General features: G+C 43.4%; 26 protein-coding genes, 2 tRNA genes and 1 rRNA gene. 13 read left to right on the top strand and 16 right to left on the bottom strand.

Annotated features, from left to right (window positions below):
* Nucleotides 1-2: 2 nt before the first annotated feature.
* Nucleotides 3-76: transfer RNA gene (locus D2U88_RS19365), tRNA-Ile, on the bottom strand.
* A gap of 115 nt (nucleotides 77-191) precedes the next feature.
* Nucleotides 192-1709: ribosomal RNA gene (locus D2U88_RS19360) — 16S ribosomal RNA — on the bottom strand.
* Between the two features lie 421 nt (nucleotides 1710-2130).
* Between D2U88_RS19360 and thrS the strand changes: the two genes are divergently transcribed.
* From thrS to rplT, 4 genes are all read left to right on the top strand, one after another.
* Entirely contained in the window at nucleotides 2131-4071 is a 1941-nt protein-coding gene (thrS, locus tag D2U88_RS19355; RefSeq protein ID WP_119642237.1) for a threonine--tRNA ligase, read from the top strand.
* Between the two features lie 36 nt (nucleotides 4072-4107).
* On the top strand, nucleotides 4108-4659 hold the full coding sequence (infC, locus tag D2U88_RS19350; protein ID WP_262696618.1) for a translation initiation factor IF-3: 552 nt from the start codon (nucleotides 4108-4110) through the stop codon (nucleotides 4657-4659).
* 51 nt (nucleotides 4660-4710) lie between these two features.
* Entirely contained in the window at nucleotides 4711-4908 is a 198-nt protein-coding gene (gene rpmI / locus D2U88_RS19345; RefSeq protein WP_072879913.1) for a 50S ribosomal protein L35, read from the top strand.
* An 89-nt stretch (nucleotides 4909-4997) separates the two neighbouring features.
* Nucleotides 4998-5342 carry a 50S ribosomal protein L20 gene (rplT, locus tag D2U88_RS19340; RefSeq protein ID WP_119642233.1) on the top strand — a complete coding sequence of 115 codons (345 nt, stop codon included), beginning with the start codon at nucleotides 4998-5000 and terminating at the stop codon, nucleotides 5340-5342.
* A 211-nt stretch (nucleotides 5343-5553) separates the two neighbouring features.
* Here the strand turns inward: rplT and D2U88_RS19335 are convergent, their stop codons facing one another.
* A complete protein-coding gene (locus tag D2U88_RS19335) occupies nucleotides 5554-5976 on the bottom strand; it encodes a secondary thiamine-phosphate synthase enzyme YjbQ (RefSeq protein WP_119642231.1) in 423 nt (140 codons plus the stop codon).
* A 99-nt stretch (nucleotides 5977-6075) separates the two neighbouring features.
* On the opposite strand from D2U88_RS19335, the gene D2U88_RS19330 reads away from it, so the two are divergent.
* A complete protein-coding gene (locus D2U88_RS19330) occupies nucleotides 6076-6867 on the top strand; it encodes an HAD family hydrolase (protein WP_119642228.1) in 792 nt (263 codons plus the stop codon).
* Here D2U88_RS19330 and D2U88_RS19325 read toward each other — a convergent pair.
* The 5 genes from D2U88_RS19325 to tgt all read right to left on the bottom strand — a co-directional run bounded on the left by D2U88_RS19325 (nucleotide 6864) and on the right by tgt (nucleotide 13151).
* Complete coding sequence (locus D2U88_RS19325; protein WP_119642289.1) at nucleotides 6864-8180, bottom strand: asparagine synthetase B; 1317 nt, start codon at nucleotides 8178-8180, stop codon at nucleotides 6864-6866. The genes D2U88_RS19330 and D2U88_RS19325 overlap by 4 nt on opposite strands.
* Nucleotides 8158-9705 (bottom strand): replicative DNA helicase, encoded by a 1548-nt coding sequence (gene dnaB, locus D2U88_RS19320; protein ID WP_119642226.1) that lies wholly within the window; start codon nucleotides 9703-9705, stop codon nucleotides 8158-8160. The genes D2U88_RS19325 and dnaB overlap by 23 nt, the downstream gene beginning before the upstream one ends.
* Nucleotides 9706-9872: 167 nt before the next feature.
* The gene (locus D2U88_RS19315) at nucleotides 9873-10826 is read right to left on the bottom strand and encodes an acetyl-CoA carboxylase carboxyltransferase subunit alpha (protein ID WP_119642224.1); all 954 of its coding nucleotides are present in this window, start codon (nucleotides 10824-10826) and stop codon (nucleotides 9873-9875) included.
* 112 nt (nucleotides 10827-10938) lie between these two features.
* Entirely contained in the window at nucleotides 10939-12021 is a 1083-nt protein-coding gene (locus tag D2U88_RS19310) for an LptF/LptG family permease (protein ID WP_119642222.1), read from the bottom strand.
* Entirely contained in the window at nucleotides 12021-13151 is a 1131-nt protein-coding gene (tgt, locus tag D2U88_RS19305; protein ID WP_119642220.1) for a tRNA guanosine(34) transglycosylase Tgt, read from the bottom strand. Before tgt ends, D2U88_RS19310 begins: the two co-directional genes overlap by 1 nt.
* A gap of 153 nt (nucleotides 13152-13304) precedes the next feature.
* Between tgt and D2U88_RS19300 the strand changes: the two genes are divergently transcribed.
* From D2U88_RS19300 to D2U88_RS19290, 3 genes are read left to right on the top strand one after another with little or no spacing between them, the layout of a single operon-like run.
* The gene (locus tag D2U88_RS19300; protein ID WP_119642218.1) at nucleotides 13305-14150 is read left to right on the top strand and encodes a transketolase; all 846 of its coding nucleotides are present in this window, start codon (nucleotides 13305-13307) and stop codon (nucleotides 14148-14150) included.
* 16 nt (nucleotides 14151-14166) lie between these two features.
* Nucleotides 14167-15120: a transketolase family protein gene (locus tag D2U88_RS19295; protein ID WP_119642216.1), complete on the top strand. Its 954-nt coding sequence runs from the start codon at nucleotides 14167-14169 to the stop codon at nucleotides 15118-15120.
* A 47-nt stretch (nucleotides 15121-15167) separates the two neighbouring features.
* Nucleotides 15168-15779: an outer membrane beta-barrel protein gene (locus D2U88_RS19290; protein WP_119642214.1), complete on the top strand. Its 612-nt coding sequence runs from the start codon at nucleotides 15168-15170 to the stop codon at nucleotides 15777-15779.
* Nucleotides 15780-15842: 63 nt separating this feature from the next.
* Here D2U88_RS19290 and D2U88_RS19285 read toward each other — a convergent pair whose 3' ends face one another.
* Entirely contained in the window at nucleotides 15843-16796 is a 954-nt protein-coding gene (locus tag D2U88_RS19285) for an FKBP-type peptidyl-prolyl cis-trans isomerase (protein ID WP_119642212.1), read from the bottom strand.
* A gap of 77 nt (nucleotides 16797-16873) precedes the next feature.
* Between D2U88_RS19285 and D2U88_RS19280 the strand changes: the two genes are divergently transcribed.
* Together D2U88_RS19280 and D2U88_RS19275 are read left to right on the top strand one after the other, a co-directional pair.
* Nucleotides 16874-17245 (top strand): RNA-binding S4 domain-containing protein, encoded by a 372-nt coding sequence (locus D2U88_RS19280; RefSeq protein ID WP_119642210.1) that lies wholly within the window; start codon nucleotides 16874-16876, stop codon nucleotides 17243-17245.
* Nucleotides 17246-17278: 33 nt separating this feature from the next.
* The gene (locus D2U88_RS19275) at nucleotides 17279-17776 is read left to right on the top strand and encodes a phosphoribosyltransferase family protein (protein ID WP_119642287.1); all 498 of its coding nucleotides are present in this window, start codon (nucleotides 17279-17281) and stop codon (nucleotides 17774-17776) included.
* Here the strand turns inward: D2U88_RS19275 and D2U88_RS19270 are convergent.
* Complete coding sequence (locus D2U88_RS19270; protein ID WP_119642208.1) at nucleotides 17768-18280, bottom strand: shikimate kinase; 513 nt, start codon at nucleotides 18278-18280, stop codon at nucleotides 17768-17770. The two genes, D2U88_RS19275 and D2U88_RS19270, sit on opposite strands and share 9 nt — an antisense overlap.
* Before the next feature lie 119 nt (nucleotides 18281-18399).
* Here D2U88_RS19270 and D2U88_RS19265 point away from each other — a divergent pair.
* A tRNA-Lys gene (locus D2U88_RS19265) sits at nucleotides 18400-18472 on the top strand.
* 507 nt (nucleotides 18473-18979) lie between these two features.
* Here the strand turns inward: D2U88_RS19265 and D2U88_RS19255 are convergent.
* Both D2U88_RS19255 and D2U88_RS19250 read right to left on the bottom strand, forming a co-directional pair.
* A complete protein-coding gene (locus tag D2U88_RS19255) occupies nucleotides 18980-21520 on the bottom strand; it encodes an ABC transporter permease (RefSeq protein WP_235855838.1) in 2541 nt (846 codons plus the stop codon).
* Between the two features lie 2 nt (nucleotides 21521-21522).
* Nucleotides 21523-22200, bottom strand: a complete 678-nt coding sequence (locus tag D2U88_RS19250; RefSeq protein ID WP_119642204.1) for an ABC transporter ATP-binding protein — start codon at nucleotides 22198-22200, stop codon at nucleotides 21523-21525.
* 42 nt (nucleotides 22201-22242) lie between these two features.
* Here D2U88_RS19250 and D2U88_RS19245 point away from each other — a divergent pair, with 42 nt between their 5' ends.
* Nucleotides 22243-22941, top strand: coding sequence for an arylesterase (locus D2U88_RS19245; protein ID WP_119642283.1), 699 nt, complete (start codon nucleotides 22243-22245; stop codon nucleotides 22939-22941).
* Between the two features lie 297 nt (nucleotides 22942-23238).
* On the opposite strand, the gene D2U88_RS19895 is transcribed toward D2U88_RS19245, so the two are convergent.
* Complete coding sequence (locus D2U88_RS19895; protein ID WP_119642202.1) at nucleotides 23239-23370, bottom strand: fumarylacetoacetate hydrolase family protein; 132 nt, start codon at nucleotides 23368-23370, stop codon at nucleotides 23239-23241.
* Complete coding sequence (locus tag D2U88_RS19235; RefSeq protein ID WP_119642200.1) at nucleotides 23367-23615, bottom strand: fumarylacetoacetate hydrolase family protein; 249 nt, start codon at nucleotides 23613-23615, stop codon at nucleotides 23367-23369. Before D2U88_RS19235 ends, D2U88_RS19895 begins: the two co-directional genes overlap by 4 nt.
* Here D2U88_RS19235 and D2U88_RS19230 point away from each other — a divergent pair.
* Entirely contained in the window at nucleotides 23511-23873 is a 363-nt protein-coding gene (locus D2U88_RS19230; RefSeq protein WP_119642198.1) for a deaminase, read from the top strand. The genes D2U88_RS19235 and D2U88_RS19230 overlap by 105 nt on opposite strands.
* Nucleotides 23874-24342: 469 nt before the next feature.
* On the opposite strand, the gene D2U88_RS19225 is transcribed toward D2U88_RS19230, so the two are convergent.
* Together D2U88_RS19225 and D2U88_RS19220 are read right to left on the bottom strand one after the other, a co-directional pair.
* Nucleotides 24343-24861 carry a DUF5004 domain-containing protein gene (locus D2U88_RS19225; protein ID WP_119642195.1) on the bottom strand — a complete coding sequence of 173 codons (519 nt, stop codon included), beginning with the start codon at nucleotides 24859-24861 and terminating at the stop codon, nucleotides 24343-24345.
* Between the two features lie 593 nt (nucleotides 24862-25454).
* On the bottom strand, nucleotides 25455-25886 hold the full coding sequence (locus tag D2U88_RS19220; protein ID WP_119642193.1) for an RrF2 family transcriptional regulator: 432 nt from the start codon (nucleotides 25884-25886) through the stop codon (nucleotides 25455-25457).
* Between the last annotated feature and the right edge of the window lie 27 nt (nucleotides 25887-25913).

Genomic DNA, 25913 nt, shown 5'->3' with positions numbered 1-25913 from the left:
CGTAGTCTCAGGCAGACTCGAACTGCCGACCTCTACATTATCAGTGTAGCGCTCTAACCAGCTGAGCTATGAGACTGTCTTGGCCTAAAAATTCGCCAGTATATCAAAAAAACATATTGTGAACGACAGCATAAAGGTAAAGGACCACCTCGTGCGGGGCCCGAACAACCTCCGGGCGTCTCTTTCTCTAGAAAGGAGGTGTTCCAGCCGCACCTTCCGGTACGGCTACCTTGTTACGACTTAGCCCTAGTTACCGATTTTGCCCTAGGCCGCTCCTTGCGGTGACGGACTTCAGGCACTCCCGGCTTCCATGGCTTGACGGGCGGTGTGTACAAGGCCCGGGAACGTATTCACCGGATCATGGCTGATATCCGATTACTAGCGATTCCAGCTTCACGGGGTCGAGTTGCAGACCCCGATCCGAACTGTGACCGGTTTTATAGATCCGCGCCCCCTTGCGGGGTGGCTTCCCTCTGTACCGGCCATTGTAGCACGTGTGTGGCCCAGGACGTAAGGGCCGTGATGATTTGACGTCGTCCCCACCTTCCTCACGGTTTGCACCGGCAGTCCCGTTAGAGTCCCCATCTTTACATGCTGGCAACTAACGGCAGGGGTTGCGCTCGTTATAGGACTTAACCTGACACCTCACGGCACGAGCTGACGACAACCATGCAGCACCTTGCAGGCAGTCCGAAGAAAGGGATGTCTCCACCCCATGCAGCCTGCATTTAAGCCCTGGTAAGGTTCCTCGCGTATCATCGAATTAAACCACATGCTCCACCGCTTGTGCGGGCCCCCGTCAATTCCTTTGAGTTTCATTCTTGCGAACGTACTCCCCAGGTGGGATACTTATCACTTTCGCTTGGCCACGGAGCACGAATGCCCCACAGCTAGTATCCATCGTTTACGGCGTGGACTACCGGGGTATCTAATCCCGTTCGCTACCCACGCTTTCGTCCATCAGCGTCAGTACATGGTTGGTCACCTGCCTTCGCGATCGGTGTTCTATGTGATATCTATGCATTTCACCGCTACACCACATGTTCCGGCAACCCCACCATGACTCAAGACCTGCAGTATCAAAGGCAATTTTATGGTTGAGCCACAAACTTTCACCCCTGACTTACAGGCCCGCCTACGGACCCTTTAAACCCAATGATTCCGGATAACGCTCGGACCCTCCGTATTACCGCGGCTGCTGGCACGGAGTTAGCCGGTCCTTATTCTTACGGTACCGTCAGCCACCTACACGTAGGTGGGTTTCTTCCCGTATAAAAGCAGTTTACAACCCATAGGGCCGTCATCCTGCACGCGGCATGGCTGGATCAGTCTTCCGACCATTGTCCAATATTCCTCACTGCTGCCTCCCGTAGGAGTCTGGTCCGTGTCTCAGTACCAGTGTGGGGGATCCCCCTCTCAGGGCCCCTAACCATCGTTGCCTTGGTAAGCCGTTACCTTACCAACTAGCTAATGGTACGCATGGCCATCCCTGTCCGATAAATCTTTAATCAGGTCATCATGCGATGTCCCGATACCATGGGGCATTAATCCAAGTTTCCCTGGGCTATTCCCCTGACAGGGGCAGGTTCCATACGCGTTCCGCACCCGTGCGCCGGTCTCAAGGGTGCAAGCACCCTCTACCCCTCGACTTGCATGTGTTAGGCCTGCCGCTAGCGTTCATCCTGAGCCAGGATCAAACTCTTCATTGTATTTCCTTGAATGTCTGTCCGACACCCGGAAATATCCGGGCCCCCGCATCAAAATGGTTCTTATTCTCTTTACGCTGTCGTTACAATATGTATATGAACTTCTTCTTGTTTTTCCCGAAAAAAAAATCGGCCACTCGACCAATCCCCCTCTCGAAAACGCCCTGCCTCATCAGCTAAGCGGGTGCAAATATAAGAACGTTATCCCGACTCCACAAAATGTTTTTGGATATTTTTTTAAAAAATTTACACCTCACTGAAAACCAGACTTTTAAATTACAAAAAAATATTATTTCCACCAAAAAAAGCGTACTGAATTTTATAACGCACTGATTGAACATAACTTACTAAATGAGTGACGACCCTATTGTAAGCATCAACTCAAGATAGTATCTTTGCGCTCCATGTATAATATAAGGATTAAATGATTGAGATTACATTGCCAGATGGCGCGGTAAAGAAAGTTCCCGAAGGAACTACTCCCATGGATATTGCTAAGAGCATCAGCGAAGGATTCGCACGAAACGTTATTTCGGCCAAATTCAACGATACTACCGTGGAGACGGTAACCCCTCTTACCGAAAACGGTTCCCTTACCTTATATACATGGAACGACGATGCCGGAAAGAAGGCCTTTTGGCATTCCACATCGCACGTAGTGGCACAAGCCTTGGAGGAATTGTACCCCGGCATTAAGCTGACCATTGGGCCAGCTATTGACAATGGCTTCTATTATGATGTCGATTTTGGCGACCAATCCATCTCGGAAAAAGATTTGCCAGAAATTGAAAAGAAAGCCTTGGAAATTGCCCGTGGTAAGTTTGACTATAAAATGAGGAGCGTTTCCAAAGCGGATGCCCTTAACTATTATAAGGACCAAGGCAACGAATATAAGGTAGAGCTTATTGAAAACCTGGAGGACGGAACCATTACTTTTTGTGACCATAGCACATTTACCGACCTATGTCGCGGTGGACATATCCCAAATACGGGTATCATCAAGGCCATAAAGTTGTTGAGCGTGGCCGGTGCCTATTGGCGTGGTGATGAAAAGAACAAGCAATTGACCCGGGTGTATGGAATCTCTTTTCCAAAACAAAAAGAGTTGACCGAATATCTTGAACTTTTGGAAGAGGCCAAAAAAAGGGACCATCGTAAATTGGGCAAAGAACTGGAACTTTTCACTTTCTCACAGAAAGTAGGACAAGGTCTTCCGTTGTGGTTGCCCAAAGGTGCAGCACTCAGGGAACGTTTGGAGCAGTTTTTAAAGAAGGCCCAGAAGAAGGCCGGTTATGAAATGGTGGTCACTCCCCACATCGGCCAAAAGGAATTGTATGTTACTTCTGGGCATTATGCCAAATACGGAGCAGATAGTTTTCAACCTATCCATACTCCAAAAGAGGATGAGGAGTTTTTGTTGAAACCCATGAACTGCCCCCACCACTGTGAGATATACAACAGCCATCCGTTCAGCTATAAAGATTTACCCAAACGTTATGCTGAATTTGGCACTGTATATAGATATGAACAAAGTGGCGAATTGCATGGTCTTACCCGTGTACGAGGATTCACCCAGGATGATGCCCACATTTTCTGTACCAACGAGCAACTGAACGATGAGTTCAAAAATGTAATCGACCTTACCTTATATGTATTGAATTCTTTGGGCTTCAACAATTTTACGGCACAGGTATCGGTCCGTGACTTGGAACATCCTGAAAAATATATTGGGAATTCGGAGGATTGGGAAAAGGCCGAACAGGCCATCATTGATGCCGCGGAAGAAAAAGGATTGAACTACGTGGTAGAAAGCGGTGAGGCCGCATTTTATGGTCCTAAATTGGACTTTATGGTGAAGGACGCCTTGGGACGTAACTGGCAATTGGGAACTATTCAGGTGGATTACAACCTACCCAAACGTTTTGACCTTACCTATAAAGGAAGTGACAACGAGCTCCACCGTCCGGTCATGATCCACCGTGCACCTTTTGGCAGCATGGAACGGTTTGTGGCGCTTTTGCTGGAACACACCGGAGGAAACTTCCCATTGTGGTTGATTCCCGTACAGGCTATAGTACTGCCCGTCAGCGAGAAACATGAAAAATATGCCGAAAAAGTTTTGAATTCGCTGGAAAATAACGAAATTCGCGCGCTCATTGATAACAGGAATGAAACGGTAGGGAAAAAAATCCGTGAGGCCGAACTGAAGAAAATCCCGTTCATGCTTATCGTTGGGGAGCAGGAAGAAGCTTCCGGAACTATTTCGGTAAGAAGGCATGGAGGTGAGGATTTGGGAAGCTTGAGCACCGATTCATTTTCCGACTTGGTATCTACTGAAATAAATAGTACCTTAAAGTCGTTCTAAAAAATTAAGTTTAACTAAAAAGTATACGTCATAGCAATACGAAGAAAATTTAAGCCCCAACCCCAGAGGGAAAACAAAAACCCTCACAATATCAATGAAAAAATAAAGGCCCGCGAGGTAAGGCTTGTGGGAGATAATGTGGAGATGGGTGTTTACCCCATTGCCAGAGCAATGGAAATGGCCAACGAACAGGAACTGGATTTGGTAGAGATTTCACCAAACGCCAATCCTCCTGTTTGTAAGATTATCGATTACAAAAAGTTCCTTTACGAGCAAAAGAAAAGGGACAAGGCCCTGAAGGCCAAGGCAACCAAAGTTGTCATCAAGGAAATTAGGTTTGGTCCACAGACGGATGACCATGATTATGACTTCAAGAAGCGACATGCGGAAAAATTCTTGAAGGAAGGTGCCAAACTGAAAGCCTATGTGTTCTTTAAAGGACGATCCATCGTTTACAAGGACCAAGGTGAGATTTTGTTGCTCAAACTTGCCCAAGAACTTGAAGAATGGGGAAAAGTGGAGCAAATGCCAAAATTGGAAGGTAAGCGTATGACCATGTTCATTGCGCCCAAGACAAACAAGAAATAAAAAAATACTGGACACTGTCCAGGATAATAAGCGGAGTTAAAAACTAGGAAAATGCCTAAGATGAAAACAAAATCCAGTGCCAAAAAGCGTTTTAAGCTTACCGGCTCTGGTAAAATCAAGAGAAAGCACGCTTTTAAGAGTCACATTTTGACCAAAAAGTCTAAAAAGCGTAAGCTTAAGTTGACTCATTCCACATTGGTACACCCATCGGATGAGAACAGCGTTTTGGAACAATTGCGTTTAAAATAATCGTTCCAACGGTACATTAATTATTAACCCTGGAGTTGGGCCCATAAAGTTCCCGTTTTGGGACGCCTGCTACAAAAAAATGACACATTATGCCAAGATCAGTTAATTCAGTTGCTTCACGCGCTAGGAGAAAAAAAGTGATGAAGCAAGCCAAAGGTTACTTCGGAAGACGTAAAAACGTTTGGACAGTAGCCAAAAATGCGGTAGAAAAAGCAATGCTATATGCTTACCGCGATAGAAAAACCAAAAAACGCAACTTCCGTTCCCTATGGATCACCCGTATCAATGCCGGGGCCAGAATGCACGGAATGTCTTACTCCCAGTTCATGGGGAAAGTTAAATCCAACGGAATTGAGCTTAACAGAAAAGTTCTTGCGGATTTGGCCATGAACCATCCTGATGCTTTCAAGGCCATCGTGGAAAGAGTAAAGTAAAAATCAATATAAACTTACCCCGCTTATTAAAAATCCCGCCCAGTGCGGGATTTTTTATTTATTGGCCTAAAACAAGTTGACACGAATTATTCGAATTGGCTCGAATGGTTCTGTTTTTATTGCTTCCTGTAAAAAAAAGAACAAACCGATTGTTGCCCTGCCCTATCTAGCTCCTTAAATTGTTTATTGAAAATTGCACATTGTCAATTGTTTATTGTCCAAAAGCAGTGATGACCAGCTTTCTTCCAAAGGCATGGTTTCTGTGCTCACACAGGTAAATACCCTGCCATATGCCCATGTTCAGTCGCCCTTGGGAAATCGGAATCTGTACCGAAGCACCCATCAAAGAAGCCTTAATATGTGCCGGCATATCATCTGGCCCTTCATAATTGTGAACATAATAAGGGGCATTTTCAGGCACCATTTTGTTCATGTGGCTTTCAAAATCCGTACGTACGGTTGGATCGGCATTTTCATTAATGGTCAAACTGGCCGAAGTATGTTTGATGAATACCTGCAACATTCCCGTTTCAATTTTACTGAGTTCCGGCAATGACTCTAAAACGGTGTCCGTAATTAAATGGAAGCCTCGCTTATAGGGCCTTAGTTGTATTTCCTTTTGATAATATTGCATAGTTGTGGTACTGGTGCTGCACGAAATTAATACAAACTTTACCAAACAACCATGAATCTTTGATAGGAAGGGAATACCTTTGCAGCTTAATTTTTTAGCATGGACCTATCGCAGATAAAAATGGTGGTTTCCGATATGGACGGCACTTTGTTGAATTCCAACCACGAAGTGAGCCCCCGTTTCTTTGAGATTTTCAAAGAGCTCCAAAAAAGGAACATCACCTTTGTTGCCGCCAGCGGAAGACAATACCACAGTATGGTGGATAAGTTGGATTCCATAAAGGATGAAATCATTGTGATAGCGGAAAACGGGGCCCTTGTTAAACAACAGGAAAACGTACTGCTCACAACGCCCATCCATAAATCGGAAGTAAATCGAATTTTGGATACCGTAACTCCTTTGGAAAATGTACATCCCGTACTTTGCTGTCAAAACAATGCTTTTGTGGGAAGCGACTCCGATGCCTTCCTCACCATGCTCAAGGAGTATTACTCCGAATTTCGAATTGTGGAGGATCGGGCCAATGTGGACGAAGAGGTCCTTAAAATCGCCATTTATCATTTTGAAAGCTCAGAAAAATATATCTACCCTGCGGTTAAACATCTTGAAAATGAACTTAAGGTAAAAGTTTCGGGCGCCAATTGGGTCGATGTTTCCGATATGAACGCACACAAAGGGTATGCATTGCATAAAGTGATGGAACAGCATAACATAGCACCCCATGAGGTTATGGTCTTTGGGGACTATAACAACGATCTTGAAATGTTGGAACTTTCGGAATACAGCTTTGCCATGGCCAATGCACACCCCAACGTACTAAAGGCCGCCAAATTCAAAACATTGAGCAACAATGAATTTGGCGTGGAAAGGGTTTTAGAGAAACTTCTTTAAGTTTTCTGTTTCTTTTTTCTAGCTGCCGGGAACAATACGTTGTTCAAAATCAACCGATATCCCGGTGATGTCGGGTGAAGGTCAAGTTCCGTTTTGGGATCCCCTACCCTGTGTTGGTAGTCTTCCGGATCATGGCCCCCATAGAACGTAAAGAAGCCTTTTCCTTTTATACCGTGGATATAGCGGGCCTCCCCATTGATTTTGTTTTCTCCCAATACCATTACGGTAGGTTTTATCTCATCCCTTGCAAAAGCAGTAGTCTGCCCCATAAACCCCTTTACCAAACTGGTATGGTTCTGGGTCAACATAGTGGGTACGGGATCCCATTTGGCAGAGAACTCCATCAAAGAAAAGTAATCGGACTCCTTGGGCACATTGCCTCTTCGGTTGGTCATATCGATTGAAGAAAACTCATAACGCAAGGGGTTACGTTCCAAAATAAAATTGGTAAATGCAAAGGTATTCCCAAAATCCAATTTGGCCTGATAATTGGCATCCGAAGGATCACCATCGAACATGGGTTCGCAGATATCCACATTTTCTGCGGCCAAGGCTATATCAAAACTATCCGTTGCGGAGCACATGGCGAACATAAAGCCACCTCCGATCACATAGTTCCTGATTTTGAGGGCCACGGCCAACTTTTCGTCGGATACTTTGGCATAGCCCAATTTTTGGGCCAATGCCTCAGCTTCTTCCTTGGCCTCAATATACCATGGAGCTGCTCTATAATGTCCATAGAATCTACCATACTGACCTGTAAAATCTTCGTGATGCAGGTGCAACCAATCGTAAAGGGCCAATTTGTCTCCCAACACTTCTTCGTCATAAATAGTGGTATAGGGTATCTCGGCATAGGTAAGTACCATGGTCACGGCATCGTCCCAAGGTTGATTTTCCTTTGGGGAATACACAGCAATTTTGGGTGTTTTTTCCAAAATTACCGCATCTTGGTTTTGGGAAGGACTGCTGATCTCATCCAAAATCTGTTCCGCTTGCCCGTCCGAAAGTACCTCGAACGAGACGCCCCTAATCTGGCATTCCTTTCGTATGGCATCCCCATCGGGCAACAAAAAAGAACCACCCCGATAGTTGAGCAACCATTGTACTTTTTGCTGTTTGGACAGCACCCAATAGGTAATCCCGTAAGCTTTTAAATGATTTTCCTGACTCTCGGCATCCATGGGAATAAGGATGACGGAGGCGAAAGATTTGCCAACAAACAGGAAAAGTAAAAGAAGAATGGTGAGATTTCGCGCTTTTGCTCGAAATGACAAAAATTGAACTATTTTAGAACGGCACGTCGTTATCATCTGGGTCATCGTCACTGTTCATTGCGCTGCCAAAAGCTTCGTCCGCACTAGGGAATTTTGGCGTTGCAAAGGGATTTTCCTCATCCGCATTCATCTTCGATTGGAATTCGAATGGGGAATCAAAGTCATCCAAGTTATCAAATTTACCCAGAGCACCCACAAATTTTAACCTAATATTATCCAAACCACCGTTACGGTGCTTGGCCACAATGAACTCTGCTTGACCTTGGGTCGGGGTGCGCTCTTCATCGTCCCACTCGTCAATTTTGTAATATTCGGGCCTATAGATGAACGATACAATATCGGCATCCTGCTCAATGGCCCCAGATTCCCTAAGGTCTGAAAGTATGGGGCGCTTGCTTCCCCCACGGGTCTCCACCGCCCTGGAAAGCTGTGAAAGAGCAATAACTGGTACATCCAATTCTTTAGCCAATGCCTTCAGGTTTCGGGAGATGGTAGAAATCTCCTGTTCACGGTTCCCTCCTTTTTGGCTCCCTCCTGCCGTCATCAACTGCAAATAATCGATGATGATGAGCCTGATCTTGTGCTGTGATGCCAATCGGCGTGCCTTGGCCCGCAGGTCAAAAATGGAAAGCGAAGGGGTATCGTCAATGAACAAAGGTGCCTTTTCTAAAGCCTTCACCTTTACGTTCAATTGTTCCCATTCGTGTTTTTCGAGTTTACCGGTCCTTAATTTTTCAGAAGAAAGACCGGTTTCCGAAGAAATCAAACGGGTAATCAACTGTACCGATGACATCTCCAAGGAAAAGAAAGCAACCGGAATATCCGAATTTACGGCGATGTTACGTGCCATGGACAAGGTCAAGGCCGTTTTACCCATACCAGGTCTGGCCGCCACAATGACCAAATCACTGGGTTGCCATCCTGAGGTTAAACGGTCTAATTTGTCAAAACCGGATGGAATTCCGCTGAGTCCTTCCTTATTGGAAATTTCCTCAATTTTCTTTTTGGCCTGGATCACCAAATTTTGGGCAGTTTCTGCAGACCGTTTCAAATTACCTTGGGTTACCTCGTACAATTTGGCTTCCGCAGTGTCCAAAAGATCAAAAACGTCAGTGGAATCGCTATAGGCATCCTCAATGATTTCGTTTGAAATCTTGATAAGGCTCCGCTGAATATATTTTTGTAGAATAATCCGGGCATGGAACTCGATATGCGCGGAAGAAGCCACTTTTTGGGTGAGTTTTATCAAATAAAAATCCCCTCCAACAGCTTCGAGCTTACCATCCTTCTTTAATTGCGAGGAAACGGTTAATAAATCCACTGGTTCAGAGGATTCGAACAATTTGAAGATAGCCTCGTAAATGTATTTATGGGCATCCTTATAAAAAACGTCGGGGTGTAGGATATCTATTACTTCATCCACCCCTTTCTTGTCAATCATCATAGCGCCCAACACAACCTCCTCTAAATCAACTGCTTGTGGAGGTATTTTACCTTTTTCAAGGCTTATCAGAGTAGATTTATCCACTCGATGTCCGACTACGGGGCTAGGCTTATCCATGAATGCGAAAGTAGCTAATTAACCTTTAGTTAACTTTAATAATGACAGAAGCGATTTCCACAGGTACTCAACAATTAAAATGTTGATAACTTAAAATACCTGTTGATAACATAAAAAAATTCTAGGATATAACCTAATTAAAAAGGTTAACCTCTGAAAACCATGACTTATTCGTCGTAGACACCCATTTCGGAGTATTTTTCCATTCGGGTTTTGACCAGTTCTTTTGGTGATAACTTTTTAAGTTCCTCGTAATGAGATGAAATTTTATTTTTGACGGTCTCAAAAGTTTTCTCTCTATTGCTATGTGCCCCACCAAGGGGTTCCTTCACGATCTCATCGACCAATTTCTGCTTTTTCATATCGGCAGCGGTCAATTTTAGCGCATCGGCAGCTTGTTCTTTAAACTCCCAGCTTCTCCATAAAATGGATGAACAAGATTCAGGGGAAATTACCGAGTACCACGTATTTTCCAACATCAATACCTTATCGCCCACTCCAATGCCCAAGGCACCGCCTGAAGCTCCTTCCCCAATGATGATGACAATGATCGGCACTTTAAGTCGGGTCATTTCTAAAATATTTCGGGCAATCGCCTCACCCTGTCCTCTTTCTTCGGCCTCGATACCTGGGTATGCTCCTGGGGTATCTATGAAACTCACCACAGGAATCCCGAATTTCTCGGCCGATTTCATCAATCTTAAAGCCTTTCTATATCCCTCAGGGTTGGCCATACCGAAGTTACGGTACTGCCGAGTTTTGGTATTGTATCCTTTTTGTTGGCCGATGAACATATAACTCTGGTCACCTATCTTGCCCAAACCACCGATCATGGCCTTGTCATCCTTCACATTCCTATCCCCATGTAGTTCCAAAAAGGTGTCTCCACAAATGGCCTTGATGTAATCCATGGTGTAGGGCCTATTGGGATGTCTGGACAGTTGTACCCGTTGCCATGCGGTCAAATTTTTATAGATATCCTTTCGGGTCTCTTCCAGTTTCTTTTCAATCTGTGAGCAGGTCTCTGTGACGTCCACATCACTTTCTTCCCCGATGATCATACATTTTTGAAGTTGTTCTTCAAGTTCTTTGATGGGAAGTTCAAATTCTAGATATTCCATGGAAAGTTGATATTTTCAATAAAAACAATGGGGACAAATATATAACATTATAGGTTACCCAAATAAATTGTCCAAGCCATTTAACGTCAATTCAATACGAGGTTTTTATGTATTATCGTTTGGCCTTCATGAGCATGTAAACGGCAAAGGCACCAAAAATTAGGTTGGGGATCAGCACCGCCAATAAAGGCGAAAACCCTGATTGCTCGGCCAAGGTGCCGAATACCTTGTCAAAGAAAATATAGACAAAGGCCACGCCTATACCGAACGCCAGATTGAGCCCCATTCCACCACGTCGTTTTACGGAAGAAACCGCTACTGCAATCACGGTTAGAATGAACGCAGCAATGGGCAATGCCCAACGCTTGTACTTGACCAGTACATAGGCATTGATGTTAGATGCCCCTTTGCTTTTCTGGTCCTTGATAAAATCATTCAGTTCGAATAGGTTTTTGGTCTCAGCGATATAAGAAACAGGAGTAAGATCATCTATCTCGAATGAAAAAATGGTATCCAACCTACGTTTTGAATTTATGTATTCCGTTTCGTTCCTGACCTCGCGTTTCTCATAATTGGTCAATCGATATACGCTGTCCTTTTCCACCCATCTGATGTTACTGGCAGATATTTTATAATCCAACTTACCGATGGTATCAAAATGTTCATAGGTAAAATTGTACCCGATCTGTCGGTTGGGGTCGAAACTGCTCACATAGATATAATCCGTTTCGTTCAACTGATTGAAAATGTTTTCCGTGACCCGGTCCTGACGGCCTTTTTTGAAGTATTTGTACTCGAACTCGTTGAATCCAATACTCGCATGGGGCACAATGAACATTCCCATCATAAAAATAAGGATGGCGACCAATGTGGCCCCGATGAAATAAGGCCGTAAGAATCGCCAATACGATACCCCCGAACTCAAAATAGCCACAATTTCGGTATTGCTCGCCAACTTGGAGGTAAAGAAAATAATGGAAAGGAAAAGGAATATGGGCAATAACAGATTACCGATCACTAAAGTGAAATTGCCGTAAAAGACCATGACTTCGGAAAGTGGCGCCTCATTATCGATGATCTTCCCAATCTTTTCCGCCAGATTGGCCATGATCCCAATGGGAACAAAAAGCATGAGCATTCCCAAAAAGGTGACCAGATAGCGTTTTAAGATATACCTGTCGAGTATGGTGAGCATCAGAGTCTTTTATCCATTTGTTGAACCATTTTGGTTTTCCATTCCAGAAAATCCCCTGCTAAAATACGTTCTCTGGCCGTACGTACCAACCAAAGATAAAATCCCAGATTATGGATAGTAGCAATCTGTTTGCCCAAATACTCATTGGCCGCGAACAAATGTCGCAAATAGGCCTTCGAATATTCCGTGTCCACAAAAGTGATTCCCATCTCATCTATGGGAGAAAAATCGTTCTCCCATTTTTTATTTTTGATGTTGATGGTGCCGTGTGCTGTGAACAACATTCCATTCCGGGCATTTCGGGTCGGCATGACACAATCAAACATGTCCACCCCCAATGCAATATTCTCCAAAATATTGATCGGTGTCCCCACGCCCATCAAATAACGGGGTTTATCCTCTGGAAGAATGTCGCAGACCAGTTCCGCCATTTCGTACATTTCTTCGGCCGGTTCCCCTACCGAAAGCCCTCCAATGGCATTTCCTTCGGCACCAACCGAAGCTATATATTCTGCTGATTGCTTTCTTAAGTCCTTATACGTGGAACCTTGAACAATGGGGAAAAAACTTTGTGCATATCCATATTTATATGGAAGCTTCTCTAAATGGTTGATGCAACGGTCCAACCATCTGTGGGTAAGGTGCATGGAACGTTTGGCATAATTATAATCGCAGGGATATGGGGTACATTCATCAAAGGCCATAATGATATCAGCCCCGATGGTACGCTGGATCTCCATCACATTTTCTGGGGTGAACACGTGATGGGAGCCATCAATATGGGATTTGAACTTTACTCCTTCCTCTTTAATCTTCCGGTTTTCGGAGAGCGAATACACCTGGTATCCCCCACTATCGGTTAGAATATTTCGGTTCCACCCCATAAATTTATGCAGTCCCCCTGCCTCTTCCAAAATTCCTGTGCCGGGTCTAAGGTATAAATGGTAGGTGTTGCCCAAAATGATGTCAGGATTGATCTCATCCGTCAACTCGCGTTGGTGAACCCCCTTTACCGAAGCAACGGTACCCACCGGCATAAAAATAGGGGTTTGGATGGTGCCATGATCCGTGGTCATCTCCCCTGCCCTGGCCTTGCTTTGGCTATCCTTCTTTATTAAGGTAAAATCCAATGGTTTCGTTTAAAAGCGCAAATATAACGATCTCATTTTCGCCAACCCTTAACAAAAAAATAAAGTTTGTCAATAAGGCTCTTGATAAATAATGCGTTTCCGTTTGTTTAGCCGATCGAATGCTTTTACTTTTGATACATTAAATATTACGCAATGCCAAATACGAAAGAATTACAGGACTTGGTCATACAGGTCAGAAGGGACATCTTACGAATGGTCCACAACGTAAATTCAGGACATCCGGGAGGATCCTTGGGCTGTACCGAATTTATGGTAGCCCTCTACAACGAAATTATGGATCTAAAGGAAGGGTTTGATATGGATGGAATTGGAGAGGACATCTTCTTTTTGTCCAACGGACACATCTCCCCTGTTTTTTATAGCGTTTTGGCGCGAAGGGGTTATTTCCCCCTTGAGGAACTCAACACTTTCAGGTTGATCAATTCAAGATTACAGGGACACCCTACCACCCACGAAGGCCTACCTGGCGTACGCGTGGCATCCGGTTCATTGGGCCAAGGGATGTCCGTGGCCATTGGGGCCGCATTGGCCAAAAAATTGAACGGGGACGACCATTTGGTATTCAGTCTCCATGGGGATGGAGAACTTCAGGAAGGACAGAATTGGGAGGCCATCATGTTTGCCGCAGGCAACAAAGTAGATAACCTCATTTCCACCATAGACAGAAATGGCCAACAGATAGACGGCCCTACCGAAAAAGTACTGCCGTTGGGCGATGTTGCCGAAAAATTCCGGGTGTTTGGATGGGATGTATTGGAAGTGGAAAGTGGCAATGACCTGGAAAGAGTGGTCGCCGGATTGAAAGAAGCCAAAAGCAGAACGGGAAAAGGCAAACCCGTTTGTATGGTTATGGATACCGAAATGGGCCATGGAGTGGATTTCATGATGCACACCCATGCTTGGCACGGTAAAGCTCCAAATGATGAGCAATTGGCCACTGCATTAGCGCAAAACCCAGAAACTCTAGGCGATTATTAATTAAGAAACAGACACCATGACTAAATATACAGATCAAGGAAAACAGGATACCCGAAGCGGCTATGGCGCAGGAATGACGGAACTGGGAAGGACCAACCCCAATGTGGTGGCACTTTGTGCCGACTTGGTAGGTTCCTTAAAAATCGAAACGTTCATTGAGGAGAATCCCGAAAGATTTTTTCAAGTGGGGATTGCCGAAGCGAACATGATGGGCATCGCAGCTGGATTGACCATTGGTGGAAAAATCCCTTTTGCCTCTTCCTTTGCCAATTTTGCAACAGGAAGGGTCTACGACCAAATTCGCCAGTCCATTGCCTATTCGGACAAGAATGTAAAAATATGTGCTTCCCATGCGGGTCTTACCTTGGGAGAAGATGGAGCCACCCACCAAATTTTGGAGGATATCGGTTTAATGAAAATGCTTCCCGGGATGACGGTGATCAACCCCTGTGACTTTAACCAGACCAAAGCGGCCACCATTGCCATTGCAAAACACCATGGCCCAGTCTATCTTCGTTTTGGAAGACCTAAAGTGGCCAACTTTACCCCAGTTGATCAAAAATTCGAAATTGGGAAAGCCCTTATGTTGAGTGAGGGAACCGATGTCACCATCGTTGCTACCGGACACTTGGTATGGGAAGCCCTACAAGCAGCCGAAAGTTTGGAGAACCAGGGCATTTCTGCAGAAGTGATCAACATACACACCATCAAACCCTTGGACGAAAAAGCCATTTTGGACTCCGTGAAAAAGACAGGATGTATAGTGACCGCGGAAGAGCATAATTATTTGGGAGGCCTTGGGGAAAGCGTGGCCGGCGTATTGGGTATGCACCATCCTACCCCTCAAGAGCTTGTGGCCACCAAGGATACTTTTGGAGAAAGTGGTACACCCGAACAACTCATGGAGAAGTACGGTTTGAACAATAAAGCCATAGAAGCGGCCGTTTTAAGAGTGTTGAAGCGGAAATAGTTTCCGATATCTTTTGATATTACTTCAACCCATTAAAACGAACATGTATGAAAAAAACGCTTCTAGTAGCAGTATTTGCCCTTATTGGGGCAACTGCCTTAGCCCAGAGTGGCTCAGGATTCGGTATTAAGGCCGGATTATCTTACAACAAAAATGGTGACTTGATCAGTTCTGTAGGCGATGGCGGACAGGATATCGTTGAAGGTGCCAAGGGTAAAGCAGGGTATCATTTTGGTTTTTGGGGAAAATTGGATTTTCCCAAAATTTACCTTAGACCTGAATTGGTATATTCCAAAACCAAAAGTTCCTATGACGTGGATGGAGACACCCAAGATTACGACATCTCCAAATTGGACATGCCGGTGCTCTTGGGGTATAAACTGATCGGCCCTTTGCACATTTTTGCAGGTCCAGCCTTCCAATATACCTTGAACAATGACTTGGGTGATTTGGAAGTAGAGGATGTTAAAAATGACTTCACCGTTGGATTAAATGCCGGTGTCGGGGTCAATTTAGGAAATATTGGATTGGACGTACGCTATGAACGTGGCTTCTCTAAAAATGAAGCAGAATTTATTAGTGATAATGTTGCGGATTTATCCGGAAGGGTCGATTCCAGGCCTTCACAGGTTATATTCGCTCTTTCACTCAAGTTGTAAAATGTAAAATCCACAAATTGAAATAAAAAAAGGCCCGATGGATCCATCGGGCCTTTTTTATGTTTAATTGGTATCTGGGTCCAAGTAATCCGGAATCCCATCCCCATCCTTGTCCGGATAGGGTTTTATGATGTTTCCATTATCATCGGTAATTTCATTTCTTGTGGAAACCCCATCCCCGTCATCGTCCGCATCATTAAAATTAGGTGAGGGGGGAGCAAAGCGACTTTCGCTGTCCGCATCCGTATTGTCATCATTCAAATATCCGTTCCCATTCAAATCCTCTTCTATGGAAGGTATGCCATCATTATCCCTATCCGTATTTTCCACATACAGCCCCAATTCAATCTTGAAAACCAAAGGTGAATAACTGGGTATAAGGGAGCTGTTTGAATTATTGAAGTATGCAAGACCAGATGGTATCACAATTATTCCCAAGCCGCTATTCGTGATATTGTAGGTCCCATCAGGGTTTTCAACTATTTGGTCTTCGGTGCCCGCATTAAACTTGGATACTCCATTACCATACCCTCTCACCGTAATAGGAAGTTCCTGCCAAACAAAGTCCTGGCTTTCATCGAACAATTTTCCGTTCAACAGGGAACCTTGATATCTAACCAAAGTGGAATCGGCAAAAGTTGGGCTGCCCCCACCTCCTTTACGTACCTCAATGTAGTACAGGGTATGGGAAATGTCCTCTTCGCCTGCACTTAATCCCAAGTAACTGGAGGAAACTTTGATGACCATGGATTGGGCATCTTCCATCAGGGATCGTTTACCTGCATTGTCCCCAGATAGGGTATCGATGACAATTTTATGGTCAAACCCATCGGGCTCGTTTTCAAAATCCTCGTAATTATAGAAATGTGTATTCAGATATTCCCTGATCGTTGCATCATCTTCCGGAGCCACATCGCTCAATAGACTCGGTGGTACTTCCACCACACCATTATCATCCTTTTTACATGAAACAACGGCCAATACAAAAATCAAAGAAACAAAAATCCCGTACCTCATCAAGTATGTCATTTAGCTGCGCAAGATACAATTTTCCGTTATTTTTGCTCTGTCCATTAACAAAGAATTGCAAAGCCATGCGGATTGACAAGTACCTTTGGTGTACCAGATACTACAAAACCAGGAACCTCGCCTCCACTGCCGTAAAGAAGGGTCAGGTGAAGGTAAATGGAAGCGATATAAAGCCTTCGAGGGAAGTGTACCCCATGGACAAGATTGTTCTTCGCAAAAACCAGATTGACTACCAACTGACCGTTCTGGACATTCCCGAAAACCGTGTAGGGGCCAAATTGGTGGACATTTATAGAAAGGACACCACCCCACAAGAGGCCTTTGAACATAACGAACTGCTCCAACATGCAAAAACCCATTACCGTAAAAAGGGATTGGGGCGCCCCACTAAAAAGGATAGACGGGACATTGAGGATTATTTGGACGAATCTGAATGAACTGTTTTATCTTTGATAACCTTAAGCAACAATATAATGAACCGCATACTTACCCACGAACAGATCCAGCATATTGCAAAACGCATTGCCTACCAAATCTACGAGACCAATGTGGATGAAAAAGAGATCATCATCGCCGGAATAAATGGTGGTGGGATGAGTTTTGCAAAGAAGATTGCGGCCATACTCAAAAAAATCACTGATGCCGACATTATATTGTGCAAGATGGATATGGACAAAAAAAATCCATTGAAAAGTGGGGTGAACACCTCTATGGATGAACAGGAGTATACTAATAAGTCTATTGTTTTAGTGGATGATGTACTGAATTCCGGCACTACCTTGATCTATGGCACCCATCACTTCTTGAAAACGCCCATCAAACAATTAAAGACGGCCGTACTGGTGAACAGGAATCATAAAAAATACCCGATTAAAGCTGATTTTAAGGGTATTTCACTTTCCACTTCTTTGAACGAACACATCAAAGTGGTGTTCGAGGCCAACAATGATGCCGTTTACCTAGAATAAGATTTTTTTGATTTCCGCCATGACCGTTGCAGGGTCTCCCTTTCCATTCACCATATGATTAGCTTGGGAATAATAAGGAACGCGTTCAAACAGGTGTTTCCCCACAAATTCTGGCAAATCCATATCGGGAATATCCTTAACTAACGGGCGATGTTCTTTCTCCCCGGCAATCCGGTCCACCAAATCGGGGATGGACATTTGTAGGTAGATAGAGCAATCTGCTTGTTCCAAAATGGTTTGTAAATTATTTCCGTAGCAAGGGGTGCCCCCTCCGGTAGACAATACAACGGATTCGTTTTCCTGCAATATTTTTTGTAGGGTCCGGTGCTCCAATTTCCGGAAATAGATTTCACCTTTTTCAGAAAAAATATTTTTGATGGATTTTTTTTCCTGCTCCTCGATATAGTCATCAAGGTCGATGAACCGTATCCCTAATTCACTGGCCAACAGTTGCCCAACGGTTGACTTTCCACTTGCCATATATCCCATCAAAACTATTTTCATATACTCGGATTCCTAGTGATTTCAAAAAAACACAAATTTATCATTAATTCACCTTGTAAAATAGATTATTGATGTTATATTTGCAGCCGCTTAGCAAAACAGCTTGGCACTGTTAAAATGACCTGGTAGCTCAGTTGGTAGAGCATTTCACTTTTAATGAAAGGGTCCCGGGTTCGAGCCCCGGCCAGGTCACTTGAAACGATTTCAAACCATATCAAAACCTTGCAATCAATTGATTTGCAAGGTTTTTTGTTTTTGGGCCACACCAAACTTGCCACCACACAGATCTATACCAAGGTATTGGACAAAAAGGTCAGTGATGATTTCAACCGACTGTGATTAAAGCTTGGGGGAATGATATGTCTTAATTCAACTTCCATCATGGTGATGGTATTTTCAAGATTAAAGAGTTAATAATGTTAGCGACATCTATGAAACACCTTCTAGGTACATATCTCAACAGACATTTTTTTATAATCTGTCAGTGGAGTATGAGTATAATCTCATTTGTCGATTTTCCATCCATCCCGTTATGACCATAATAGACACCAAGACCAATTCATGCGATATGCACAAGATGATTTTCTCCGGTATTTACAAATTACAGTAAATAGTGTTGATGCTTTTCCTAAAAAATATTGTATAATCCTGAAAACAAAGAAATAAGAAGTTTTATGTGTATGGTTTTGGACATTCCCATTATTCGGTTTCCTTTTGTAACACCGAAATAGGGGTATTCCTTACAATCCCAACATTACTGCCAACCCCTATGACAAAAACAAGAAAGGTTATGGTCGGCAATATGATGACAAAAGGTACTGAAGAAGGCACAAAAGCTGTATCGAACAACATATATGCCAATAAGGAACTACCCACAACGGACAATACCACTCCCATAAAAGCACCCAAAAATCCCAAAACGGCATATTCCAAAGCTATCATCTTTAAAATCTGGGAGCTTTTTGCTCCTAAGGTCCGCAATAATGCACCTTGTCTCATCCGTTGATGCTTGCTACTGTATATAGCTCCCACAAGTACAGCAATGCCAACAAATATGCTGAAAAAGGCCATAAAATTGATGACCCAACCTATTTTACCCAGGATATCCTCCAGTAATCCCAAGATACGCTTGAGGTCCAGTATGGAAACATTGGGAAATTCACCAACCAATCGTTGTTGCAATTTGGCGGAACCTTCATCCGTGGAAGTTCTAGTGGTCATTACCCCAAACTGTGGAGCATTTTCAAGCACGCCAATCGGAAAAACAATGGAGAAGTTAGGTTGCAATCGGGTCCAGTCCACTTCCCGAATACTCCCAACTATTGTCTTCATTATCTTCCCCTGTACATTAAATGTTATCTCATCCCCAACGTTGACTTTTGCCATATTTGCAAAATCACTACTGACGGAAATGGGTATGCTATTTTCATTTTGTGCTCTCGAAATCCAGTGGCCAGCCAAAATTTTCTCAGAGTTGACCAAACTATCGCGGTATGTGACCCTGAATTCATGGTTTAAAATCCATCGACCTATTTCCGAAGTGGAATCCTTTCGAATTTCCGACACATGTTCATCTTTCAAAGCTTCTACCCGCATGGTCACAATCGGGATTTTATCAATCACGGGGAATCCTGAAGATTGAATGGTTTTTGCCACGTTGTTCACTTGTGTAGTCTGGATGTCCATCAAAATCATATTTGCCGTATCGGCCCTATCTTCAATGGCCGCTTTCTCCAATAACATGTCTTTGGTAAAATACAGCGTACTGATCAAAAAGGTTCCTATCCCTATGGACAAGACCAAAACCAAGGTTTGATTCTGTGGTCTGAACAAATTCCGTAAACTTTGTCGTGCAACAAATCCCCAAGAATGTGGAAAGAACTTTTTGAGCATCGACATAAAAAATTGTGCCACGGCGGTAAGAATCAAAAACACCGCAAATAGCCCTGAAACAAAATAAAGTGACCTCGCCAGATCGCCCAGCAACCAATAGGCAAAGCAGAACACAAACCCTACAATGCCCAATCCTACGGCGACGGTTGCCCTGGTTGACCTAGAGGTATTTTCCTTTACTACCCTTAACGTCTGTAATGGAGAGATATATAAGGTCCTCATCAAGGGATATAGCGCAAACAAAACGGACATGGCCATGCCAAGGGAGAGTCCCAAAAGTACACTTTGGAAGGACATGGTAATGTTTACATCGACTGGAAGGAGGTCTCCCAACAAAAATGGAAACAATTGCTGCAGAAGATACCCGAGCAAAATTCCGAAAACACCTCCTATCAATCCCATACAAACAATCTGGATAAAGAAAATGAGATAGCTCTGCTTTTTGGAAGCTCCCAAACATTTTAGGATGGCAATAGATCGTATTTTCATTTGTATATAAATGCCCATACCACTGGCAATGCCCACACAACCCAACAATAGCGCAATAAACCCAACAAGGTTCAAAAACTTTCCAAAGTTATCGTAGCGTCTACCCAATCGTCTGGCTTCGGACAGGTGGGTATCCATATCGGCATGCTCCTCGTCCAATGTGGACCGCAACTTCTTGTTCAAATCTTCCAGATCTTGGTTGTCCTTGGCCCTGAAATAATATTTGTAGTCAATTCGACTACCGGTCTGAATGAGCCCCGTTTCCTCAATAGTAGCCAAGGGAATCAGTACTGGGGGTGCTATAGCACCAAAAACCGAGGTACTGCCCGGGACAGATTCCAAAGACCCGGCGATTGCAAAGCTTTTGACTCCCAATTTTATACTATCCCCAACTTTTAGGTTGAACTGGATCATGGTAGTTGCATCTACCAAAGCCTGCCCTTTGGAATAGGTCGAGGCAGCCTGCTGGGGTATTGTTTCCAATTCTCCATAAAATGGGAAACCAACATCTACACCTCTGACCTCAACAAACTTGGATGCCCCTTTTTCTGGAAAGGAGGCCATGGATGGAAAATTGATTTCCCGAGCATCGGCACCACCAAGGGAATCTATGATCCTTGCCACTTTTTCCGTTATGGGTTGATCGCTTTGAATTACAAAATCGGCCCCTAGGAGAGCCTTGGAACGTTGGGAAATATTTTCCTTGAGCAATCCACTAAAACTGTAAACACTCACCACAGCCGCAACGCCCAAGGATATGGAAAAGACAAAAAGGAGAAGCTTGCCGTAACTGGCCTTTCCGTCTCGCCAAGCCATTTTTACCAACCATAAAAAGCCTGCTTTCGTTTCCATTCCCATGATCAACCGATTGTTTGTTCGATCCTACCGGACCTCAGTCTGATATTTTTGTCCGCTTTTTGAGCCAATTCCATATCATGGGTAACAATCACCAGTGCTGTCCCCTGTTCTTTATTCAATTCGAAAAGTAATTTTTCTATTTTGGCCCCGGTCTCGTCATCCAAATTCCCAGTGGGTTCATCCGCAAAAAGGATGGTGGGTCTATTTGCAAATGCACGTGCCAAAGCCACTCGTTGCTGTTCACCTCCAGACAATTGGGATGGATAATGCCCCGATCGATTCTCCAATCCGACCTTGGCCAACAATTCCCTACCCTGTTCCGCTGCCTTCTTGGTTCCCCTCAACTCCAAAGGAACAATGACATTCTCCAATGCCGTCAACGTGGGTAACAACTGAAAATCTTGAAATACAAAACCAACATGCTGATTGCGTAACAATGCCCTTCCGTCTTCGTCCAATTCGACCAAATTTTGATCACAGAGCCAAATTTCGCCGTCGTCCACTTTATCCAAACCTGCACACAATCCCAGTAATGTAGTCTTCCCGCTTCCAGAAGGCCCCACAATGGCAAAGGTTTCGCCACTGGCCACTTCAAAGGAAACATTATTGAGCACATGAAGGTGCTGATCTCCGCTCCGATAGGTTTTAGAGAGGTTTTGAACTTTTAATATCTTTGACATAACACGTGTTTGGTTGAATTTCTCAAAATACTAAAATTGATCATGACCAAGATACCATCCAGCAACCCATTGCCGTTAATGTTTTGTTATTTTTTGATGTTGATTTGCATAGCTTGTGGTGAAAATGCTTCAAAAAAAACGGAAGAGACAACCACTGACGATACCAATCAAAAAATTGAAACTACCAGTTCAAGTTCCAAAATTCTCTTTTTTGGAGACAGCCTTACGGCTGGATATGGCTTAGAGGTAAGCCAGGCCTTTCCTGCCCTCGTTCAACAAAAATTGGATTCTTTGGGATTGCAATACAGTGTTGTAAATGCAGGTTTGAGTGGAGAGACCACTGCAAGCGGAAAGAATAGGCTGAATTGGGTGTTGGAGGAAGGTATAGATATTGTGGTCTTGGAACTGGGAGCCAATGATGGTCTTCGTGGCATCCCATTGACGGAAACGCGGTCCAATCTACAAAGTATGATCCAAATGATCAGAAATAGACTTCCTGAAGCCAAGATTATTTTGGCGGGGATGAAAATACCACCGAACATGGGACCTGAATACACCTCAGAATTTGAAAGCATCTTCCCCGAACTGGCCACACAGGAAAATGTTGCCCTGATCCCTTTTTTACTGGAAGATGTAGCGGGAATTCCCGGTCTCAATCAAGAGGATGGAATCCATCCTACATTACAAGGTCAAAAAATAGTGGCCAATAATGTTTGGGATGTCTTGGCTCCGTTGTTGTAGTTCCATCACTCCCTCTAAAAGGGACTATGCCTTTATTTTCAAACATATCCAAATGTGTAACCTCTCTTACCCTATTGTCACTATCTGAACAGGACAGATAAATCCATCCTATATAAAAAGAAATGGCAGGGATTTCTCCCTGCCAGCCTTCATCTACTAACGCAACAACTAAAACTAACTAATCGAATTATAATTATGTATTCCAAATACACAGCTACATACATAAGACTTCAAAAACATGACATCCAAGCTTATACATTTTGGCATATTTGTTTCTGTCTGCCCAAATGTTCTATTTCAAGTTCGAGAATATCTTTCCGTTTCAAGTAAACCTTCACCTGGAGGGGTACCAGTAAGAACCATATCACCTTCCTCCAACGTCATGAACTGGGATAGGTAAAAAATGATAAAATGCACGGAAAAAATCATATTATCGGTGTTTCCTGATTGTATGTTGGCCGTTCACCCAAAGTTTGCATTTTCAACTCTTGAGGGTTTTCAATGAAATCCACATCCAGTAAAAAAGGCCATATAGGTGTGAAATTATCGCATGATTTGCCCTTTGTCCATTGCCCTCCCCGTTCCAACTGAAAGGCTCTCTCCGAAACGTCATTGGCCAAACAATAACCTTTGGGTTCTTCCACAGAACCCAGATATCTTGCTCTTTTGCCCATGCCGAAATCAAACTCATCAAGGAAGCAGTAAAACAATTTGACCAATTCTATTTGGCCCAGTGTACGATTTATACTAGCCTGGAACCATGCCCTATGTGTGTACCCCTGCCATTTATTGCAGTGGTATTGGCAGACTGGTTAATGTTTTGGACAAGGCCAAGTACTATGATATTGTTGGAAGGGAAAATCCAAATTGGGTCTTGGGATTCCCTACAAGGGAGATATTATAGAGTGGTGCAAGAAAAGTGGAAGTTTTAGTCCGTTTTTGCACAAAAATGTTAGTGAAAAACACCTTGTGAAAACAGGAAGATTATAGGTTTCCATCTTTTTTTTAATTTCAGTCCATTGGGGTTGTAGCAAAACAGATAAGGATTTTACCCTAGATGAAAAAAAAGGGAAAGCACAACAATAGGAAACATTCGATGCAGTTTGGAAGAAATAGATGGATAATTTCCAGAAATCGTCATGAACTAAAAGCATAAGGCCAAACAATCAATGATTATTTGGCCTTATTTACTGAACTATCAAGGTGCACTTTAACAGTCTATTTAACTCGCTGTATTTTCATAGGATTTTCATAGGATTTCCTTAGCCTTGCAAAAAAAAAGGGAACCCAAGAGGTCAACTTCGTGCGATTATGGATTTTCATGTTCTAGATGAGCTCCATAAAAATTTGAAATATCATGCCCATGCTATGGATTTTGGTCATTCAATATTTCAATTGTTACTATGGAACCAAGGCATACGTAAATTCTATATTGGTTTGGACAATGCTTCCATCCACTTCCGTAATGTTATAAACATTGGAATACGAAAATTTCGTTTCATCTTCATTGAATTCCAAGGCAGTGATATACAACTGGCATGAGGTGACCAGACTCAAGTTATTGGTTCGCAACTGCCAAGTTCCTTTGGAAGGGATGGTGTAATCACAATCCTCGGCATTGCGTCCCAACTCATAGGTATAACTACGATCCGTTTTAAAGATATAAACCACATCCTTTTCACAATCACTGTATTGCACAAAAATATCCTTTGAGGGATTGTCCGTGTCATCGTCCGTCAAATCAATTTCCTTTGCCGACAGAACCCCTGATAAGACCCACTCCCCTACCAATGGCTCCTCCTCAGTTATCAAGGCTCCGCTAAAATTGGCGGGACAATTGGTTTCCCCATCTGAATTACACGATAAAAGCATTATACCGACCATCAATACCGATAGTACATTCAAAAACTTCTTTTTCATTTTTTTACTTTGCTTGTTTATCGATGAGATGACCAATTTGAAAATTGGTTGTGTATAACCGTACATGAATTTTTCATTCCACTTTTGTCATGATTATTTTCAACCAAATTCAAATACTCTGGTTGCGTATTTTTTTCTCCACTGATCATTTTTCAGTAATGGGTAATTCGTCCGTACACACCATAGCCATCCATCATATATAGGGAATACCACCATGCTCTGGACATCTTGTCTTTGTGATTTGGGTAGTATTAGAAATTTTGGCTATCTCCATATCGGGCTTAAGTATCACCTTTTCTTTCCCAATGGAGTAGGCGGAACGACCAATGCAGTAGCCAAAATGAAAGTAGCTTTAGGTATCAAACCATTTAGGTTAATCGAGTAATTAAAATCCTTTTTATTGCTTGTCCCTATTAATTCCCCTATTTAAAAACCATTGATGATCTCTTTCTTTTTGGAACCGATTGCTAATAGAAACAAGTCCATCGCTTAAATGGATACCATCCATTATAATAGGCCGGGAATCATGGCCCGGATTGTTCATTTCTGTTCTGTAAGCTAAATCACAGATTGGATAAAGGGAAAAAATGGTATCATAAAGGAAAAAACTCCTCAATATCCTGTCTTCCCTCTACCAAATCCAATATGGTCGTGTTCTCCAATACCTTGATGAATTTGGATTTGTTCGCACCAACAAGTTTATGGAGTACACAGGGATTGTCCATATCACAATTATGGATACCCATGACGCACGAGTTTACCCTTCTTTCCCCGTCAATGACTTTGACAATATCCATTAAGCTCCGTTTCCGGTCCTGCTCACTTAAATAAAACCCTCCTTTGGCTCCCCTGGTGGAGGAAATGACTCCCTGTCGGGACAACTCCTGTAGCAATTTGGCGAGATAGGCTTCCGGAACATGGACCACCTCAAAGATATCCCTGACCAGAACCTTATGGTCCTCATCTGAGTTCAGGGCCAAGTAGAGTACCCCTTTGATGGCATATTTGGTGGAGTTGGACAGCATAATCCCAAATGTTAAACAAAGATTAAA

It is taken from the genome of Flagellimonas aequoris, from assembly GCF_003584165.1.
Classification (GTDB): domain Bacteria; phylum Bacteroidota; class Bacteroidia; order Flavobacteriales; family Flavobacteriaceae; genus Flagellimonas; species Flagellimonas aequoris.
This window is presented reverse-complemented; position numbering and strand designations above follow the sequence as displayed.

Excerpts from the sequence above, each read along its gene's own strand:
- thrS (WP_119642237.1), top strand. The coding sequence starts at position 2,131 with ATGATTGAGATTACATTGCCAGATGGCGCGGTAAAGAAAGTTCCCGAA.
- rpmI (WP_072879913.1), top strand. The coding sequence starts at position 4,711 with ATGCCTAAGATGAAAACAAAATCCAGTGCCAAAAAGCGTTTTAAGCTT.
- rplT (WP_119642233.1), top strand. The coding sequence starts at position 4,998 with ATGCCAAGATCAGTTAATTCAGTTGCTTCACGCGCTAGGAGAAAAAAA.
- D2U88_RS19335 (WP_119642231.1), bottom strand. The coding sequence starts at position 5,976 with ATGCAATATTATCAAAAGGAAATACAACTAAGGCCCTATAAGCGAGGC.
- D2U88_RS19330 (WP_119642228.1), top strand. The coding sequence starts at position 6,076 with ATGGACCTATCGCAGATAAAAATGGTGGTTTCCGATATGGACGGCACT.
- D2U88_RS19325 (WP_119642289.1), bottom strand. The coding sequence starts at position 8,180 with ATGATAACGACGTGCCGTTCTAAAATAGTTCAATTTTTGTCATTTCGA.
- dnaB (WP_119642226.1), bottom strand. The coding sequence starts at position 9,705 with ATGGATAAGCCTAGCCCCGTAGTCGGACATCGAGTGGATAAATCTACT.
- D2U88_RS19315 (WP_119642224.1), bottom strand. The coding sequence starts at position 10,826 with ATGGAATATCTAGAATTTGAACTTCCCATCAAAGAACTTGAAGAACAA.
- D2U88_RS19310 (WP_119642222.1), bottom strand. The coding sequence starts at position 12,021 with ATGCTCACCATACTCGACAGGTATATCTTAAAACGCTATCTGGTCACC.
- D2U88_RS19300 (WP_119642218.1), top strand. The coding sequence starts at position 13,305 with ATGCCAAATACGAAAGAATTACAGGACTTGGTCATACAGGTCAGAAGG.
- D2U88_RS19295 (WP_119642216.1), top strand. The coding sequence starts at position 14,167 with ATGACTAAATATACAGATCAAGGAAAACAGGATACCCGAAGCGGCTAT.
- D2U88_RS19290 (WP_119642214.1), top strand. The coding sequence starts at position 15,168 with ATGAAAAAAACGCTTCTAGTAGCAGTATTTGCCCTTATTGGGGCAACT.
- D2U88_RS19285 (WP_119642212.1), bottom strand. The coding sequence starts at position 16,796 with ATGAGGTACGGGATTTTTGTTTCTTTGATTTTTGTATTGGCCGTTGTT.
- D2U88_RS19280 (WP_119642210.1), top strand. The coding sequence starts at position 16,874 with ATGCGGATTGACAAGTACCTTTGGTGTACCAGATACTACAAAACCAGG.
- D2U88_RS19270 (WP_119642208.1), bottom strand. The coding sequence starts at position 18,280 with ATGAAAATAGTTTTGATGGGATATATGGCAAGTGGAAAGTCAACCGTT.
- D2U88_RS19255 (WP_235855838.1), bottom strand. The coding sequence starts at position 21,520 with ATGGGAATGGAAACGAAAGCAGGCTTTTTATGGTTGGTAAAAATGGCT.
- D2U88_RS19250 (WP_119642204.1), bottom strand. The coding sequence starts at position 22,200 with ATGTCAAAGATATTAAAAGTTCAAAACCTCTCTAAAACCTATCGGAGC.
- D2U88_RS19245 (WP_119642283.1), top strand. The coding sequence starts at position 22,243 with ATGACCAAGATACCATCCAGCAACCCATTGCCGTTAATGTTTTGTTAT.
- D2U88_RS19895 (WP_119642202.1), bottom strand. The coding sequence starts at position 23,370 with ATGATTTTTTCCGTGCATTTTATCATTTTTTACCTATCCCAGTTCATG.
- D2U88_RS19235 (WP_119642200.1), bottom strand. The coding sequence starts at position 23,615 with ATGGGCAAAAGAGCAAGATATCTGGGTTCTGTGGAAGAACCCAAAGGT.
- D2U88_RS19225 (WP_119642195.1), bottom strand. The coding sequence starts at position 24,861 with ATGAAAAAGAAGTTTTTGAATGTACTATCGGTATTGATGGTCGGTATA.
- D2U88_RS19220 (WP_119642193.1), bottom strand. The coding sequence starts at position 25,886 with ATGCTGTCCAACTCCACCAAATATGCCATCAAAGGGGTACTCTACTTG.